Origin of the sequence: Thauera aromatica K172 (assembly GCF_003030465.1) — a bacterium.
GTDB classification, from domain to species: Bacteria; Pseudomonadota; Gammaproteobacteria; order Burkholderiales; family Rhodocyclaceae; genus Thauera; species Thauera aromatica.
The window spans coordinates 552649-569594 of the sequence record NZ_CP028339.1 but is presented as its reverse complement, the minus strand read 5'-3'; the positions used below and the strand labels follow the sequence as shown (position 1 = coordinate 569594).

Genomic DNA, 16946 nt, shown 5'->3' with positions numbered 1-16946 from the left:
GAAGCAATACCATGGCTCTGATGATTACCGACGAATGCATCAACTGCGACGTCTGCGAACCGGAGTGCCCTAACGGCGCCATTTTCCAGGGCGAGGAAATCTACGAAATCGACCCGAACAAGTGCACCGAATGCGTCGGTCATTTCGACGAACCGCAGTGCCAGCAGGTGTGCCCGGTGGACTGTATCCCGCTCGACCCGAAGCGCCAGGAAACCAAGGAAGAGCTGATGGCGAAGTTCCTGAAACTGACCAAGAAGGCCTGAAGCCGCCGCTCGGCGTCGCTTCCGCTACGGCATCAGGCGGGCTCCGGCCCGCCTTTTTCATGTGCACCGGCCCCGTGCCGGCGCTGGCAATGCGGACAGAAGAAGGTCGCACGTTGCCCGCTGACGACACGGCGGATCACCGCCCCGCACTGCGGGCACGGTTCGCCGTCACGGCCATACACCGCGTACTGCTGCTGGAAGTAGCCGGGCCGCCCATCGCCGCCGACAAAGTCGCGCAGCGTGCTGCCGCCTGCGGCGATGGCCGCGCACAGCGTCTCGCGCACTGCCGCCACCAGGCGCGCGCAACGCTGCGGGCCGAGCCGGCCAGCCGGCTCCAGGGGGTGGATGCGGGCGCGGAACAGGCTTTCCGATGCATAGATGTTGCCCACGCCGACCACCCGCCGGCCATCCATCAGCACGTGCTTGATCGGTGCCCGCAGGCCGCGCGTGACGCGGTGGAGCCAGGCGCCGTCGAACGCCGCGGACAGTGGCTCCGGCCCCAGCCCGGCGAGCAGCGGATGCAGCGCGGCGGCGCCCGGCTGCCACAGCACGAGGCCGAAACGGCGCGGATCGCGCAGGCGCAAGAGCTGCCCGCCGAACACGAAGTCGACGTGATCGTGGGCGCCGGGAGGCGTGCCGGCCGGGACCAGACGCAGGCTGCCGGACATGCCCAGATGCACGAGCAGCGTGCCGTCGCCGAAATCGAACAACAGGTACTTCGCCCGCCGCCGCACCGCCAGCAGCCGGCGCCCGACGAGCCGGCGCTCCAGATCCGCCGGCAGCGGCTGGCGCAACCTCGGGTTGCGCACCACCAGCGCATCGAGCACCCGCCCTTCGAGATGGGGGCGGATTCCGCTGCAGGTGGTCTCGACTTCGGGCAATTCAGGCATCGGACAGGCCTCCGGGAAAAGGGGCGGCGGGCCGGGAATTGCCGCCGCGGGGGGCATTCGGGGGCATTCGGCTTGCAGGCGCGGCGCCGATCTGCATACCATGGAGCGAACCCGATTCTAGTGCAGCGTTCCAACCGCTCCCATCGAGCGCGCCCGTCACGGCCGCGCCTCCCACCTTCCCTTCACCCCTCTTATCCGTCCCTCCGATCCACCCCCGCCGCGGCGCGCCAGCCATACCCACCGAAGTCCGTCGGACCACCCCAATGAAGAACTCCCTCTCCCGCCTCGCCCGTTCGCTGTGCTTCACTCTCACGCTCGCCCTGGGCGGTGCTGCCGCTGCGGCGAACGGCGAGCCCGGCGGCGACGACCCCCTCCCGGCGCAGGAACTGACCCCGTCCACCCTGTATCACTTCCTGCTCGCCGAAATCGCCGGCGCGCGCGGCCAGATCGGGCTTTCCGCCCAGCTCTACGTCGATCTCGCACGCGCCACCCGCGACCCGCGCATCGCCCGCCGCGCGACCGAGATCGCGCTCTACTCGCGCGACCTGCGGCTGACCACCGAGGCCGCGACGATCTGGGCCGAGTCCGCCCCCCAGTCGGAGGAAGCGCGCCGGGTGCTGGCCAGCGCGCGCGACGCCGGCGACGACGGGGACCTCGATCTCGACGCCATCCAGATCCAGCTCGCCCGCGTCCTCGCCCAGTCCTCCGGCCGGCTGGCGCAGAACCTGCTCGGGCTCAGCCGCGCGCTCGCCGGAGTGCCCGACAAGCAGGCGGCGAAAACCATCATCAACCGCCTCACCGAACCCTACCTCGATCTGCCCGAAGCCCACATCGCGCGCGCGCAGGCGGCACTCCTCGGCCAGGCCCCGATGGAAGCGCTCGCCGCGGTCGATCGCGCCCTCGAACTCAACCACGGCTGGGAGCCGGCCGTGCTCCTCAAGGCGCAGATCCTGCAGCAGGCCGGCGCCGGCGACGAAGCGCTCCGCCAGCTCGAAACCGAACTGGGGCACAAGCCGGACAGCGCGATCCTGCGCCAGGCCTACGCCCGCGGCCTGGTCGGGGCCCAGCGCTTCGACGAAGCGCGCAGCCAGTTCCGCCGCCTGCTCGAGGCCCACCCGGGCGACGCCGAACTGCGCTACGCCGTCGGCCTGCTGTCGCAGCAGCTCGGGGACAATGCCGACGCGGAGGCGAACTTCCGCCTCGCACTCGATGGCGGCCATCCGCAGCCGGACCTGATCCGCCTGCAACTGGGGCAGATCGCCGACGCCCGCGGCGACGGCGAGCACGCGCGCGAATGGTTCGGACAGATCAGCGACGAGCGCCACCTGCCCGAGGCGGTGATCCGCAGCGCGCACAGCCTCGCCCGCGAACACCGTCTCGACGAAGCGCGCGCCCTGCTCCAGGCGCAGGGCGGCGAAGCTTCGCTGCGGCGCCGCTTCGCCATCGCCGAGGCCCAGCTGCTGCGCGATGCCGAGCGTCCCGCCGAAGCCCTCGGCGTGCTCGACGCGGCACTCGCGACGCTGCCCGACGATCCCGACCTGCTGTACGAAGCCGCCATGCTGGCCGAACGTCTGGACCGCATCGACCTCATGGAAACCCGCTTGCGCCGCATCATCGCGCTCCAGCCCGACCACGTGCATGCCCACAACGCGCTGGGCTACTCGCTCGCCGACCGCAACCTGCGCCTGACTGAAGCCGAAGCACTCATCGGCCGCGCCCTCGAGCTCGCCCCCGACGACCCGTTCATCCTCGACAGCATGGGCTGGGTGCGTTTCCGCCGCGGCGACCTCGACTCCGCGCTCGAGCATCTCGAACGCGCCTACGCGTTGCGCCGCGACGCCGAGATCGCCGCCCACCTGGGCGAAGTGCTGTGGGCCCTCGACCGCCGCGACGATGCGAAGCGGATTTTCGGCGAAGCCCTCGCCGCCCATCCCGACAACCGCCTGCTCAACCAGACCGTGCTGCGGCTGGGCGCCCGATGAGCGCGGTCCGCGCTCTGCTCGCGGCGCTCGCCGGCGCCCTCGCGCTCGGCGCCTGCGCCCCCCTGTCCGCACCCGCCGACCATCCCGCAGCCGTCCGCCACGCACAGCCCGCATTCCTCCTCGAAGGCCGGATGTCGGCCACCGACGGCCAGCAGGCCGCGAGCGGCCGCATCGAATGGGAGCATGCGCCGCACGCCGACCGCCTGACCCTGCTCAACCCGCTCGGCCAGATCGCCGCCCGGCTCGACAGCGATGCCGCCGGCGCCACCCTGCTCACCGCCGACGGCCAACGCATCGTCGCCGCCAGCGCCGACGCCCTGCTGCCGCAAGTGCTCGGCGTCGACGTGCCGGTGGCGCGTCTCCGGCTCTGGGTGCAGGCCGCGCCCGGCGCCGGCGCCGAAGTCCGCCAGCGCGACACCTACGGCCGCCCGCAACTGCTCATCGACCAGGGCTGGCGCATCGATTACCTGGCCTACGCCGACGACAGCGCCGGCGCCCCGCCCGCCCGCCTCGACATTTCACGCGGCGACCACCGCATTCGCCTGATCATCGACTCATGGACCGCCCACCCCTGACCGCGCCTTCGGCGACCGATCCGGCCCGCCTCGAGGGCTGCCCCGCCCCGGCCAAGCTCAACCTGTTCCTGCATGTGACAGGGCGCCGGGCCGACGGCTACCACCTCCTGCAGACCGCCTTCCGCCTCCTCGACTGGGGCGACACCCTCGATTTCACCCTGCGCGCCGACGGCCTCGTCCGCCGCACCACCACCCTGCCCGGCGTTCCCGCGGAACAGGATCTGGTCGTGCGCGCCGCCCGTCTGCTGCAGGCCCACACCGGCTGCAGCCTGGGCGCGGAGATCGCCGTCCACAAGGTCCTGCCGCTGGGGGGCGGCATCGGTGGCGGCAGCTCCGACGCCGCCACCGCCCTGATCGCCCTCAACCGGCTGTGGCGGACCGGGCTGTCGCGCCCCCAGCTCCAGGCGCTCGGGCTGCAACTGGGCGCCGACGTGCCGGTTTTCGTGTTCGGCCGGGACGCTTTCGCCGAAGGCATCGGCGAAGCGCTGCAGCCGCTGAACCTGCGGCCGGCCTGGTACGTCGTGCTGGCGCCGGGAGTCTCGGTACCGACCACCGAAATTTTTTCAGCGCAGGACTTGACGCGCGACACACCTCCAATCAGAATGGCGGACTTCGCAGCGAGCACTACCCGAAATGACTTGCAGCCAGTGGCCTGCAGCCGTTACCCGGAAGTGCGAGACGCGATCGAGTGGCTGACGCAGTACGCGCCGGCCACGATGACAGGATCGGGCGCCTGCGTGTTTGCGGAAGTCCCCTCGGAAGCCGAGGCCGACCGCATCGCGAAAAGCTGTCCGCCACGCTGGAAAGCCTGGAAAGTGCGAAGCCTGACTCGCCATCCGCTTTACGAGTGGTTAGAATAGCGCCCGCTTCGTCGAACGATCCGTTTCGCGGCGAAACAGTTTATTGGGGAGTCGCCAAGTCGGTTAAGGCACCGGATTTTGATTCCGGCATTCGAGGGTTCGAATCCTTCCTCCCCAGCCACACAACGACGGGCAGGCCACGAGCCTGCCCGAGTCGTTTCCGCGCAGCATTTTTTGCTGCGTTGTTTCTTACGGTATCGGAGTAGCGGAAATGCCCCACGGCAGCCTGATGGTCTTCACCGGTAACGCCAACCCCAAGCTTGGCGCCGACGTGACGCGACGTCTGGGGATCTCCCTCGGTTCGGCCACCGTCGGCCGCTTCTCGGACGGCGAGGTCAACGTCGAACTGCTCGAGAACGTGCGCGGCAAGGACGTCTTCGTCCTCCAGCCGACCTGCTCGCCGACCAACGACAACCTGATGGAACTGCTGGTCCTGGTCGATGCATTGAAGCGCGCCTCCGCCGGCCGCATCACCGCCGCCCTGCCCTATTTCGGCTACGCCCGCCAGGACCGCCGCCCGCGCTCGGCGCGGGTACCGATCACGGCCAAGGTCGTCGCCAACATGCTCCAGGCCGTCGGCGTCCAGCGCCTGCTGACGATGGACCTGCACGCCGACCAGATCCAGGGCTTCTTCGACATTCCGGTCGACAACGTCTACGCCGCCCCGGTCCTGCTCGCCGACCTCGACAAGCAAAAGTACGACGACCTGCTGGTGGTCTCGCCCGATGTCGGCGGCGTGGTCCGCGCCCGTGCCTTCGCCAAGCGCATGGAGTGCGATCTGGCGATCATCGACAAGCGCCGGCCGAAGGCCAACGTCTCCGAAGTCATGAACATCATCGGCGAGGTCGAAGGCCGCACCTGCGTGATCATGGACGACATCGTCGACACCGCCGGCACCCTGTGCAAGGCGGCGAGCGCGCTGAAGGCCAACGGCGCCAAGCGCGTGCTGTCCTACTGCACTCACGCCGTGCTGTCGGGCGCCGCGGTGGCACGCATCAGCGACTCCGACCTCGACGAGCTGGTCGTCACCGACACCATCCCGCTGCGCGAGGACGCCCGCGCCTGTCCGCGCATCCGCCAGGTTTCGGTGGCTTCGCTGCTGGCCGACACGATCCTGCGGATCAGCAACGAAGAGTCGGTCTCGTCGCTGTTCATGGAATGATTTTTCCCTCCGCGCCGGCCTCGGGGCGAGGCGCGGATTCTGCCGTTTCCGCCTGGTCGCGGGCGGAAACCTTCACCACTCAGGAGCAACACCATGCAAATCGAATTCAAAGCGAGCAAGCGTGACGCGCAGGGTACGGGTGCGAGCCGCCGCCTGCGTCGCGCCGGCCAACTGCCGGGCATCATCTACGGCGGCACGGGCGAAGCCCAGCCGATCGTGATGGACCACAACGAGCTCTACCACCTGCTGCGCAAGGAAGCCTTCCACGCCTCGGTGCTGAGCATCGACGTCGACGGCAGCAAGGAAATCGCCGTGCTGCGCGACACCCAGTGGCACCCGTTCAAGCAGCAAGTGCTGCACATCGACTTCCAGCGCGTGGCCGCCGACCAGAAGATGCACCTCAAGGTGCCGCTGCACTTCAGCGGCGACGACGTCAGCCCGGCGGTCAAGCTCGGCGGCTGCATGATCTCGCACGTGATCAACGAAATCGACGTCCAGTGCCTGCCGAAGGATCTGCCCGAGTTCGTCGGCGTCGACCTCTCCGCCCTCGAGGCCGGCCAGTCGGTGCACGTGTCGCAGCTGGTGCTGCCGGCCGGTGTCGAGCTGCTTCAGCACGGCGAAGGCGACCCGGTCGTGGCCACCGCAGTCCAGGTCAAGGGCGCCGCAGCCGAAGGCGAAGGCGAAGCGGCGTAAGCGGCTTCCCAGCCCACCCGGATGCCGGACACCAACCGACGATGAGCGCCGCGCCCTCGCGCCCCCTGCGTCTCGTCGTCGGTCTCGGCAACCCGGGGGCCGAATACTCCGAAACCCGGCACAACGCCGGGTTTTGGTTTTGTGAGCGCCTCGCCGACCAGCTCGGCGTGCGCTTCGCGCACGAATCCCGCTTCCACGGCCTGGTCGCCAACGCCCGCGCAGCCGGCGTCTGGCTGCTGCTGCCGCAGACTTTCATGAACCGCTCCGGCCAGGCCATCGGCGCGCTGGCGCGCTTCTACCGCATCGAGCCGGCCGAGATCCTCGTCGTCCACGACGAACTCGACCTTCCCCCCGGTCAGCTACGGCTGAAGTTCGGCGGCGGACTCGGCGGCCACAACGGGCTGAAGGACAGCTCCGCCCACCTCGGCACCCACGACTACTGGCGCCTGCGCATCGGCATCGGTCACCCCGGCGAGCGCAACGAAGTGGTGAATTTCGTGCTCAAGCCGGCGCGGCGCGAAGAGCAGGCGCTGATCGACGAGGCGATTGACAAGGCGCTCGCCGCCTGGCCCCAGCTCGCCCGCGGCGAGCTCAACACCGCCGCCACCCGCCTCAACGCCCGCCCTGCCCCGCCCAAACCTCCGAAACCGCCCAAGGCGCCCAAATCCCCGCCCGCCCCCGACGGCGCGGCCGCGGCAACTCCCAAGGACGAACCCCAACCATGAGCCTGAAATGCGGAATCGTCGGCCTGCCCAATGTCGGCAAGTCGACCCTCTTCAACGCCCTCACCAAGGCCGGCATCCAGGCCGAAAACTATCCCTTCTGCACCATCGAGCCGAACGTGGGCATCGTCGAAGTGCCCGATCCGCGCCTCACCGCGCTGTCGGCGATCGTCAAGCCGCAGAAGGTGCAGCCGGCGATCGTCGAGTTCGTCGACATCGCCGGCCTGGTCGCCGGCGCCTCCAAGGGCGAAGGCCTGGGCAACCAGTTCCTGGCCAACATCCGCGAGACCGACGCCATCGTGCACGTCGTGCGCTGCTTCGCCGACGACAACGTGATCCACGTCGCGGGTAACGTCGACCCGATCCGCGACATCGAAGTCATCGACACCGAACTCGCCCTCGCCGACCTCGCCACGGTGGACAAGGCGCTCACCCGCTACAAGCGCCCCGCGGCCGCCGGCGACAAGGAGGCCAAGATCCTCGTCGCGGTACTGGAGAAGTGCTTCGCCCAGCTCGACCAGGGCCAGCCGGTGCGCGCGCTCGAACTGGCGAAGGAAGAATGGGCCAGCCTCAAGCCCTTCTGCCTGATCACCGCGAAGCCGGTGCTCTACGCCGCCAACGTCGCCGAAGACGGCTTCGACGACAACCCCCATCTCGATGCGGTCCACACCCACGCACAGGCCGAAGGCGCCGAAGTCGTCGCCCTGTGCGCCGCGATCGAAGCCGAGATCGCCGACCTCGAAGACGCCGACAAGAAGGACTTCCTCGAATCCATGGGGCTGGAAGAGCCCGGCCTCGACCGCCTGATCCGCGCCGGCTACAAATTGCTCGGCCTCCAGACTTACTTCACCGCCGGCGTGAAGGAAGTGCGGGCGTGGACGATCCACGTCGGCGACACCGCGCCGCAGGCCGCCGGCGTGATCCACACCGATTTCGAGCGCGGCTTCATCCGCGCCCAGACCATCGCCTACGAGGATTTCATCCAGTTCAAGGGCGAGGCCGGCGCCAAGGAAGCGGGCAAGATGCGCGCCGAAGGCAAGGACTATGTGGTCAAGGACGGCGACGTGCTGAACTTCCTGTTCAACGTGTGACCACACCCGATTGAAGCGCGGGGTCTCACGCGGCCTCACCAACCGTCTGCCCCAGCGCGTCCCCTCCGAAACCCCGTGGATCGCGGCGATCCCGGGGTTTTTTGTTTCCGCCCGGCGCAAGCCCGGACGGCGGCGGACGCCGGGCGAAGCGTGCGGAGTGCGCAGCGCCTCCCGGCCAGGATCGCCCGTTTCGCCAAGTTATTCACAGGATCGTGCATCGGACCTGGATACACTGTCATCCTGCATACCGGATCGCGCCAGCCTCCATGCCGTTCTATCAGAACATCAAATTCCGCCTGATCGGCCTCGGTCTGCTGCTGATCGCCATCGGCGTCGCGGCGCGCCACCTCGTTTTCCTGCCGGCAGTGCAGGAACGGGTGCAGGAAGTCGTGGCGGGCGCGCACGTGTCGATCGCCACTTACGTCGCCCACGACATCGATCACAGCATCCGGATGCGCCGCGACCTGATCCGCGAGCTGGCGGACACCCTGCCGCCTTCACTGCTGGCGCAGCCGGAAGACCTGGCGCAGTGGCTCGGGACACGGGAGCGCCTGAATCCGCTGTTCGACCGCGGCATCCTGGTGTTGCGCCCCGACGGCCGCCTGCTCGCACGCTCGCCGCTGGCCGACGGCGCGGCCCCGGGCGCCCGGCTCGATGCCGACTGGTTCGACGCGGTGCTCCAGCCGGAGCAGGCGGTGATCGGCAAACCCCGGCGCGATGACGCCGGCGGCGCCCCCCTCCTGACCGGGGCGGCCGCGGTGCGTGGCGCGGACAAGCGCGTGCTGGCCGTGCTCGCGGGCGTGGTCAGCCTCGAGGCTCCGGGTTTCCTCGACGACTTGCAGCAAACCCGGCTGGGAGCCAGCGGCGGTTTTTTGCTGGTATCGCCGGCCGACGGGTTGTTCATCACCGCCAGCGACCCGGCACTGGCATTGCAGCCGACGCCGCCTCCCGGCGCCGACCCGCTGCTCGATCACGCCATGGCGGGTTATCGGGGCACGGGCATCACCTCACGCAGCGACGGCGCCGATGCCCTTTTTTCGATCGCCGCGGTGCCCAGCACAGGGTGGCTCGTCGTCGCCAGCGCACCGGCGGTGGAAGTGTTCCAGCCGGTCGAGGAACTGCGCCGCCTGCTCTGGCGCAACACCTTCGCAACCGTGGCCGGGATGCTCATCCTGTTGTCGCTGTTGCTGCCGCGCATGCTCCGGCCGCTGACCGACGCCGCCCGTTCGATCCGCGAAATGGCCGACGGCGGACGCGAACTGGCACCGCTGCCCATCCCCCGTCATGACGAGGTGGGCGCGCTGGTGCTCGGCTTCAACAAGCTGGTGGCGAAGCTGCACGAAAAGGAACAGGCGCTCCTTCAGACGATGGCAAAGCTCGACCGGCTCGCCGGCACCGATGCGCTGACCGGGGCCTCGAACCGGCGCCAGTTTTACGAGGCCGTGGAGCACGAGCTCGAGCGCTTCAGGCGCTACCGCCGGCCGCTCGCGCTGGTGATGCTCGACGTGGACCTGTTCAAAACGGTCAACGACCGCTATGGCCACGCCACCGGAGATCTCGTCCTGCAGCAGATCGCGCACTGCATCCGCGCCACGCTGCGCAAGCCGGACTCGCTGACCCGCTGGGGCGGAGAGGAGTTCCTCGTGCTCTTGCCCGACACCGGGCTCGCGAGCGCGGCCGCGCTCGCCGAACGCATGCGGGCCTCGATCGCGGCACATCATATCGACAGCGTCGGCTGCGTGACCGCGAGCTTCGGGGTCGCCGAGCTGGGCGAGTCCGAGTCCCGCGATGAATGGGTGGCGCGCGCCGATGCCGCGCTGTACCGCGCCAAGCAGGGCGGAAGAAACCGGGTCGAGGCCGACCACACGGTAAGGCCTGCGGCGGGTGCGCAGACGGGCCCGGTGCAGTTGAACTGGGACGCGTCCTTCGAGAGCGGCAACGGAATACTGGATGCCGAACACCGGGACCTTTTCGACGAGGTCAACCGGCTGCTGTCGGCCCTGTTTTCCGAAGCGCGCGACGCGGAAATTCAGCCCGCGATCGATAGCCTGCTCGAGAAGCTGAAGCGTCACTTCCATGACGAAGAGCAGTTCCTGCAGGCTGCGGGCTATCCCGAACTGGGCGCCCATGCGGTACTCCACCGCGCCCTCATCCAGCGTGCGGAGGCGCTGGTCGACGGCTTCCGCAGCCACCGGACGGAGGAGCGAGCGCTGTTCACGTTCCTCGCGCACGACGTGGTCGCGGAACACATCGTGCACGAAGACCGCAAATATTTCCCCCACCTGGCGGCGAGTGCGGGCATCCACGGGTAAGCGCCGGGCGCCTGCGCTCAGGACGCCGGCGGTCGCGCCAGCTTGCGCTGCAGGGTGCGTCGGTGCATCTGCAGCGCGCGCGCGGTGGCCGAAATATTGCCGTCGTGCGCGGCGAGGACGCGCTGGATGTGTTCCCATTCGAGGCGATCGACCGACATCGGCAGATCGGGAACGGCGCTCTCGGCAGCGTCCTCCCCGACCTCCAGGGCCTGGATGATGGCATCGACCGCGGCGGGCTTGGCGAGGTACTGGACCGCCCCCAGCTTCACCGCATCGACCGCGGTGGCGATGCTGGCATAGCCGGTGAGGACCAGGATGCGGGCTCCGGGGCTGGCTGCGAGCAGCGGCCGGATCAGCTTCAGCCCGGACGCGCCGCCGATGTTCAGGTCGAGGACGATGAACTCCGGAGCATGGTCGTGGGCAAGCTCCACCGCCCCTTCACTGTCGGTGGCGCCATAGGCATCGAAGCCGCGCTGGGCGAGCGCGCGGACCAGCACGCGGTTGAAGGCGGGGTCGTCATCGACGACCAGCAGGCAGGGGGTGTGATCGCGGTTCACGTGCAGGTTCTCCGGGCCGGAATACGCAGGCAGGCGATGGTGCCACCGCCAGGCCGCGGGCGGAACTCCAGCCGCCCTCCATGGGACTCGAGCGCGGCCTGCGCCAGGATCAGGCCCACGCCCATTCCCTCGCCATGAGCGCCGGGCGGGACGGCGCGCGCCGCCTGCACCGGCTCGATGCCAGGACCGCGGTCGGCCACCTCCACCACCACATCCGCCCCCTCGACGCAGATCCGCAGCTCGACCGCTGCGTCCGGAACGGCCGATCGGGCATTGGCGTTGGCGGCGTTATCGACCAGATTGTGCAGTGCTTCGCCGAGCGACGCATCGGCCACGATCGCACTCCGGACACCGTCCTCACCGGCTTCGACCGTCACCGCGGCGCCGGGGCGCAGCCGTTGCCAGCGGCCGACGACCTGCTCCACCCAGGCCGGCACGCCGACCACCCCCCCTTCCTGCGCGCGCGGCTGCCCCGCCTCGCGTGCCAGACCGTTGAGGATGTCCCGGCAGTGGCCGACCTGCGCGCGCATCAGCTCGAGGTCTTCGCGCACTTCGGCGGCCAGGTCGGAGCGGCGCAGGAGCTCATCGGACAGGATGCACAACGTACCCAGCGGCGTACCGAGGCGATGGGCCGCGCCCGCCGCCAGCTTGCCCAGGCCGACGACATAGGCGTCGCGGGCGCGCGCCGCATTGGCCACGGCCAGTTCATCCTCGCGACGGCCAAGCTCCGTATTCAGGCGGACAATGAACCACACCATGGTGGCCGCAGAAAAACCGAAGCTGATCCACATCCCGGCCAGGTGCCAGTGCATGGCCAGTTCGGCGTCGGCGAGCACGACCGGCTGGTGAAACGTCCACAGCAACGAGTAGACCCCGACCGCGAGCGCCGCCAGCAGCCAGGCCTGCGCTGCCGGCAGGATGGAAGCACCGACCGCCACCACCGGCAGCAACAGCGCGATCGCCGGGTTGGTCACGCCTCCGGCGAAGTAGAGGAAGCCCCCCCAGGCCGCCAGATCGATCACCAGCTGCAGGAAGGCTCCCCAGCGTCCCACCAGCCAGCGTGCCGCACCGGCCTGCAAGGCCAGGTTCACCGCGAGCAGGGACAGGGTGACGCCGGCCAGCGGCGCCCTCGCCTGCGCCGGCGCCAGCCACGGAAAGATGATCGAGGCGATCGCCGCCATCGCCAGCAGGGACGCCCAGCGCAGTTGCAGCAGGCGGTTCCGGTCGGTGCGCACCGCACTGGAAGACGGCTCCGGCGACGCCGCAGCGGGCACCTCGGGGATCGGATCGGGTTGCGGGAAAAGTTTCATCCGGGGTATGAAAACACAGTAAAAAAACCCTGTAACTGCAAAGACCTGGGTTCGATGTTTGCGTTATATCAATGTTTACCCAACTTCATCTTCCTAGAATCCAGGCTGCGACAAAATGCCACAGGACAATTTGCCACAGGTACACTGCGCGGACAGTTCGGCGCGAGGGGCGCAAAAACCGCGGTCCCCCTGGGCGAGACACCGATTACACGTAGAACACGGGAGCGATCAAATCATGAATGAAGCGAAGATGAACACGGCCGAGGCGATGCCCGATCCAAGCCGGCGCAAGTTTCTGAACACCGCGGCGCTGGCCGGCCTGGCTGGCGCGGGCCTGTCGGTCGGCTTGTCGGCCTGCAACAACGAATCGGGTTCGAAGCCGGCCGCTCCCGCCGCCCCCGCCGCTGCTCCCGCCGTCGCGCACAGGGAGCCCCACCTGAAGCCGGGCGAACTCGACACCTACTACGGCCTGTGGTCGGGCGGCCATACCGGCGACTTCCGCGTCCTCGGCCTGCCTTCCGGGCGCGAACTGCATCGCGTGCCGTGCTTCAACGCCGACCCCCTGATCGGCTGGGGCATCACCAACGAGTCCAAGGCGGTCATGGGCACCAAGGCCGACGGCAGCCTGAAGTACACCGTCGCCGACACCCACCACACCCACGCCTCGTACAAGGACGGCAACTACGACGGCCGCTACGCCTGGATCAACGACAAGATCAACAGCCGCATCGCCCGCATCCGTCTCGATTACTTCATCTGCGACAAGATCACCGAACTGCCCAACGTGCAGGGCTTCCACGGCATCTTCCCGGACAAGCGCGACCCGGTCGACCCGGCGATCAACTACACCACGCGCGTGTTCTGCGGCGCCGAATTCCACACGCCCCTGCCCAACGACGGCCGCGACCTCGACAGTCTGGACAAATACCGCACGCTGTTCTCCTGCGTCGACGCCGAATCCATGGAAGTGCGCTGGCAGGTGCTGATCGACGGCAACTGCGACCTCGTCGCCACCTCCTTTGACGGCAAGCTCGCCGCCACCAACCAGTACAACACCGAAGGCGGCGCGCGCTACGAAGACATGATGTCGGCCGAGCGCGACGCCTGCCTGTTCTTCAACATCGCCCGCATCGAGCAGGCAGTCAAGGACGGCAAGTTCAAGACCATCGGCAGCTCCAAGGTGCCGGTCGTCGACGGCACCAAGGCCGCCAACACCGACCCGAAGACCGCGCTCACCGCCTACGTCACCGTGCCGAAGAACCCGCACGGGGTGAACGCCTCGCCCGACGGCAAGTACTTCATCTGCGCCGGCAAGCTCTCGCCCACCGGCACCGTCATCGAACTGGCGAAAGTGCTCGACTGGTTCGACGGCAAGCTCGACGAGCTCGACAAGGCGATCGCCGCCGAAGTCGAAATCGGCCTCGGCCCCCTGCACACCGCCTTCGACGGCCGCGGCAACGCCTACACCACCCTGTTCCTCGACAGCCAGATCGTCAAGTGGAACGTGGAAGCGGCGATCAAGTTCCACGCCGGCGACAAGAACGCACAGTACGTCGTCGACCGCCTCGATGTCCATTACCAGCCCGGCCACATCAACGCCTCGCAGTCGGAAACCATGTTCGCCGACGGCCAGTGGCTGGCGGTGGGCTGCAAGTTCTCCAAGGACCGCTTCCTGCCGGTCGGCCCGCTGCATGCCGAGACCGAGCAGCTGGTCGACATCTCGGGCGAGAAGATGGTGCTCGTGGCCGACCACCCGGTCCGCCCCGAACCGCACGACTTCATCATCTTCAAGCGCGAGCTGCTGCAGCCCAAGCAGGTCTACGACCTCAACGAGTTCCCGCTCGCGGTCAAGGATCCGAAGGAAGCCGGGGTGTTCCGCGATGGCAACAAGGTCACGGTGAAGATCACCTCGATGGCCCCGGCCTTCGAGCCCCGCGAGTTCAGGCTCAAGGTCGGCGATGAAGTCACCCTGATCATGACCAACCTCGACAAGATCGAGGACCTGACCCACGGCTTCGCCATTCCGAAGTACAACATCAACTTCATCTGCAACCCGCAGGAAACCAAGTCGGTCACCTTCAAGGCCGACAAGCCGGGCATTTTCTGGTGCTACTGCACCCACTTCTGCCACGCCCTGCACCTCGAAATGCGCTCGCGCATGATCGTCGAAGCCTAAGCCGGCCCGCTTCCTGGTCCGCCGAGCACACAGGGGGCGCAAGCCCCTTGTGTGCTTTGTACTTATGGCCTTGCCGCGACAGGGGTGAATTGATCGCGAACAATTACAATGGCTCCCCCTGTTTTTTAGACTCCATCATACTTTCCTTATGGAGCGCATCATGAAGCTGTTCACCGCCTTGCGAGGCGCCGCCTGCGCGGCCATCCTCGCCCTCGTCGCGGTGGCGACCCCCTCCGTTCACGCCCAAAGCGCCTACGAGGCCAAACTGCCACCGGAGCTGAACACCGCTCCCGCGCTGTGCGACTACGTACCCTGTGGCGAAGTCCTGCCCGGCGCCACGCACTTCTCCGAACGCAAGGGCCAGCCGCGCTACGTCGAGGGCTATGCGGATGAAAACGGCACGCGCAAGCTGCTCGGCTACGTGATGCTGTCGACCGACATCACCGACACCCCGGCCTACTCGGGCAAGCCGGTGGTCACGCTGATCGGCATGAACACCGAAGGCCGCTTCGTCGGCGTCAAGATCCTCAAGCACTCCGAGCCGATCCTGCTGCTCGGCATTCCCGAATCGTCCCTGATCAAGTTCAACGAGCAGTACCTGGGCAAGTTCGTCGGCGACAACATCGAGATCGGCCGCTCCCGCCCCGAAGAAGAGATCATCGGCCTCGACGCCATCTCCGGCGCCACCGTCACCGTCATCGCCCAGAACCAGGTGATGATGGCCTCGGGCGCCGCGGTCGCCCGCCAGGTCGGCATCCTCGAGCCGACCATCCGCCCGCAGGCGAAGCTCAAGGATGCCGGCCGCACGCTCGACTGGGCCGCGCTGGTCGACGAAGGCGCCGTCCAGCGCCTCACCGTCCGGCCCGAGCAGGTCGGCCTCGAGCGCAGCGCGACGCCGTTCATCGAGCTCTGGTTCGGCTACCTGAACCATCCGGAAATCGGCCGTGCGATCCTCGGCGAAGCCGGCTGGCGCGCGCTGATGTCGCGCCTGGCCGAAGGCGAGCACGCCCTCTTCGTGATCCGCAGCGGCGGCCGGGAGTCGTTCAAGGGCTCGGGCTTCGTGCGCGGCGGCATCTACGACCGCGTCCAGATCCGCCAGGGCCAGGACGCGTTCACCTTCCGCGACCTCGACTACCTCAACCTCTACGGCGTCAGCGCCGCCGGTGCCCCCGCCTTCACCGAGTCGGGCATCTTCATCGTGCGCTCTGCGGCCTTCTCCGGCGCCTTCCCGTGGAAGTTCATCTTCCTCGGCAACCGCGTCGACCGCGAGACCGGCGCGCGCACCTTCGTGAACTTCGACACCGAATACTGGCTCGCCGACCGCTACCTGGAAGGCGGCCGCCCCGAAGTGAACAAACCCGATGCCCCCTGGGTGCGGGTATGGAAGACGCGCGCGGTGGAAATCGCCCTGTTCGCCGCCCTGCTCGTGGCGGTCGCCGCCATCTATGCGAACCGCGACACGCTCACCCGACGCTCGACGCGCAAGAACAAGTGGCCGGTCAACCTCTTCAAGTACGGCGCGTGGACGATCAGCATCGGCTTCGTCGGCTTCGGCCTGCTCGCCCAGCCCTCGATCACGCAGGTGCTGACCTGGTTCCACTCGTTGCTGTTCCAGTGGCAGTGGGAACTGTTCCTGACCGACCCGTTCATCTTCCTGTTCTGGATCTTCATCATCGTCACCGTGTTCGTCTGGGGCCGCGGCCTGTTCTGCGGCTGGCTGTGCCCGTTCGGCTCGCTGTCGGAGATGATCTACAAGGTCTCGCGCGCGATCGGCCTGCAGCGTTTCCAGTTCGCGCTGCCGATGAAATGGCACAACCGCCTGAAATGGGTGAAGTACGGCGTGTTCTTCGGCCTGCTCGCGGTGTCGATGTTCTCGATCGGTCTGGCGGAGAAGCTCGCCGAAGTCGAGCCCTTCAAGACCACCTTCCTCGTCGGCCTGTTCAACCGCAGCTGGCCCTACACCCTGTTCGCCGCCGGCCTGCTCGGCCTGTCGATCTTCATCGAGCGCCCGTTCTGCAAGTATCTGTGCCCGCTCGGCGCCGCGCTGGCGATGCCCTCGACCTTCCGCTGGTTCGGTCTGCGCCGCAAGCAGGAATGCAACAGCTGCAAGGCTTGCGCGAAGGGCTGCGGCTCGCTCGCGATCGACGACAAGGGCCGCATCGACCACCGCGAATGCATGCTGTGCCTGGACTGCATGGTGCTGTACACCGACAACCATGTCTGCCCGCCGCTGGCCGACGAGCGCAAGCGCCGCGCCAAGGCCGGCCAGTCGCTGACGCCGATCGGCGCCGACGGCTACTACATCCCGATCACGCCCGTGCCCGCGCGGGCACCGAACGCCTGATCCGGCAAG

The 16946-nt window shown here is 68.1% G+C and carries 14 protein-coding genes and 1 tRNA gene; 12 read left to right on the top strand and 3 right to left on the bottom strand.

Going from position 1 to position 16946, the window contains the following annotated elements:
- Positions 1-11: 11 nt before the first annotated feature.
- Positions 12-263 carry a YfhL family 4Fe-4S dicluster ferredoxin gene (locus tag Tharo_RS02785; RefSeq protein ID WP_107219915.1) on the top strand — a complete coding sequence of 84 codons (252 nt, stop codon included), beginning with the start codon at positions 12-14 and terminating at the stop codon, positions 261-263.
- A gap of 32 nt (positions 264-295) precedes the next feature.
- Here the strand turns inward: Tharo_RS02785 and mutM are convergent, their stop codons facing one another.
- Entirely contained in the window at positions 296-1153 is an 858-nt protein-coding gene (gene mutM, locus Tharo_RS02780) for a bifunctional DNA-formamidopyrimidine glycosylase/DNA-(apurinic or apyrimidinic site) lyase (RefSeq protein ID WP_107219914.1), read from the bottom strand.
- 263 nt (positions 1154-1416) lie between these two features.
- Here mutM and Tharo_RS02775 point away from each other — a divergent pair, with 263 nt between their 5' ends.
- The 9 genes from Tharo_RS02775 (at position 1417) to Tharo_RS02735 (ending at position 10550) form a co-directional block, all read left to right on the top strand.
- Positions 1417-3135, top strand: a complete 1719-nt coding sequence (locus Tharo_RS02775) for a tetratricopeptide repeat protein (RefSeq protein WP_107219913.1) — start codon at positions 1417-1419, stop codon at positions 3133-3135.
- A complete protein-coding gene (lolB, locus tag Tharo_RS02770; protein ID WP_107219912.1) occupies positions 3132-3710 on the top strand; it encodes a lipoprotein insertase outer membrane protein LolB in 579 nt (192 codons plus the stop codon). The genes Tharo_RS02775 and lolB overlap by 4 nt, the downstream gene beginning before the upstream one ends.
- The gene (gene ispE, locus Tharo_RS02765) at positions 3692-4570 is read left to right on the top strand and encodes a 4-(cytidine 5'-diphospho)-2-C-methyl-D-erythritol kinase (RefSeq protein ID WP_107219911.1); all 879 of its coding nucleotides are present in this window, start codon (positions 3692-3694) and stop codon (positions 4568-4570) included. The genes lolB and ispE overlap by 19 nt, the downstream gene beginning before the upstream one ends.
- Positions 4571-4614: 44 nt before the next feature.
- Positions 4615-4691 (top strand) — tRNA-Gln (locus tag Tharo_RS02760).
- A 90-nt stretch (positions 4692-4781) separates the two neighbouring features.
- Complete coding sequence (locus tag Tharo_RS02755; RefSeq protein ID WP_107219910.1) at positions 4782-5732, top strand: ribose-phosphate pyrophosphokinase; 951 nt, start codon at positions 4782-4784, stop codon at positions 5730-5732.
- Between the two features lie 93 nt (positions 5733-5825).
- A complete protein-coding gene (locus Tharo_RS02750) occupies positions 5826-6425 on the top strand; it encodes a 50S ribosomal protein L25/general stress protein Ctc (protein ID WP_107219909.1) in 600 nt (199 codons plus the stop codon).
- 41 nt (positions 6426-6466) lie between these two features.
- On the top strand, positions 6467-7150 hold the full coding sequence (gene pth / locus Tharo_RS02745) for an aminoacyl-tRNA hydrolase (protein ID WP_107219908.1): 684 nt from the start codon (positions 6467-6469) through the stop codon (positions 7148-7150).
- Positions 7147-8238, top strand: a complete 1092-nt coding sequence (ychF, locus tag Tharo_RS02740) for a redox-regulated ATPase YchF (RefSeq protein ID WP_107219907.1) — start codon at positions 7147-7149, stop codon at positions 8236-8238. Before pth ends, ychF begins: the two co-directional genes overlap by 4 nt.
- Before the next feature lie 266 nt (positions 8239-8504).
- Positions 8505-10550 carry a diguanylate cyclase gene (locus tag Tharo_RS02735; protein WP_107219906.1) on the top strand — a complete coding sequence of 682 codons (2046 nt, stop codon included), beginning with the start codon at positions 8505-8507 and terminating at the stop codon, positions 10548-10550.
- A 17-nt stretch (positions 10551-10567) separates the two neighbouring features.
- Here the strand turns inward: Tharo_RS02735 and Tharo_RS02730 are convergent, their stop codons facing one another.
- Together Tharo_RS02730 and Tharo_RS02725 are read right to left on the bottom strand one after the other, a co-directional pair.
- On the bottom strand, positions 10568-11107 hold the full coding sequence (locus Tharo_RS02730; RefSeq protein WP_107219905.1) for a response regulator transcription factor: 540 nt from the start codon (positions 11105-11107) through the stop codon (positions 10568-10570).
- Positions 11104-12417, bottom strand: a complete 1314-nt coding sequence (locus tag Tharo_RS02725; RefSeq protein WP_107219904.1) for an ATP-binding protein — start codon at positions 12415-12417, stop codon at positions 11104-11106. Before Tharo_RS02725 ends, Tharo_RS02730 begins: the two co-directional genes overlap by 4 nt.
- 235 nt (positions 12418-12652) lie before the next feature.
- Between Tharo_RS02725 and nosZ the strand changes: the two genes are divergently transcribed.
- Positions 12653-14593, top strand: a complete 1941-nt coding sequence (gene nosZ / locus Tharo_RS02720) for a TAT-dependent nitrous-oxide reductase (protein WP_107219903.1) — start codon at positions 12653-12655, stop codon at positions 14591-14593.
- A gap of 160 nt (positions 14594-14753) precedes the next feature.
- Complete coding sequence (locus Tharo_RS02715) at positions 14754-16937, top strand: NosR/NirI family protein (RefSeq protein ID WP_107219902.1); 2184 nt, start codon at positions 14754-14756, stop codon at positions 16935-16937.
- Positions 16938-16946 lie beyond the last annotated feature (9 nt).

Excerpts from the sequence above, each read along its gene's own strand:
- Tharo_RS02785 (WP_107219915.1), top strand. The coding sequence starts at position 12 with ATGGCTCTGATGATTACCGACGAATGCATCAACTGCGACGTCTGCGAA.
- mutM (WP_107219914.1), bottom strand. The coding sequence starts at position 1,153 with ATGCCTGAATTGCCCGAAGTCGAGACCACCTGCAGCGGAATCCGCCCC.
- Tharo_RS02775 (WP_107219913.1), top strand. The coding sequence starts at position 1,417 with ATGAAGAACTCCCTCTCCCGCCTCGCCCGTTCGCTGTGCTTCACTCTC.
- lolB (WP_107219912.1), top strand. The coding sequence starts at position 3,132 with ATGAGCGCGGTCCGCGCTCTGCTCGCGGCGCTCGCCGGCGCCCTCGCG.
- ispE (WP_107219911.1), top strand. The coding sequence starts at position 3,692 with ATGGACCGCCCACCCCTGACCGCGCCTTCGGCGACCGATCCGGCCCGC.
- Tharo_RS02755 (WP_107219910.1), top strand. The coding sequence starts at position 4,782 with ATGCCCCACGGCAGCCTGATGGTCTTCACCGGTAACGCCAACCCCAAG.
- Tharo_RS02750 (WP_107219909.1), top strand. The coding sequence starts at position 5,826 with ATGCAAATCGAATTCAAAGCGAGCAAGCGTGACGCGCAGGGTACGGGT.
- pth (WP_107219908.1), top strand. The coding sequence starts at position 6,467 with ATGAGCGCCGCGCCCTCGCGCCCCCTGCGTCTCGTCGTCGGTCTCGGC.
- ychF (WP_107219907.1), top strand. The coding sequence starts at position 7,147 with ATGAGCCTGAAATGCGGAATCGTCGGCCTGCCCAATGTCGGCAAGTCG.
- Tharo_RS02735 (WP_107219906.1), top strand. The coding sequence starts at position 8,505 with ATGCCGTTCTATCAGAACATCAAATTCCGCCTGATCGGCCTCGGTCTG.
- Tharo_RS02725 (WP_107219904.1), bottom strand. The coding sequence starts at position 12,417 with ATGAAACTTTTCCCGCAACCCGATCCGATCCCCGAGGTGCCCGCTGCG.
- nosZ (WP_107219903.1), top strand. The coding sequence starts at position 12,653 with ATGAATGAAGCGAAGATGAACACGGCCGAGGCGATGCCCGATCCAAGC.
- Tharo_RS02715 (WP_107219902.1), top strand. The coding sequence starts at position 14,754 with ATGAAGCTGTTCACCGCCTTGCGAGGCGCCGCCTGCGCGGCCATCCTC.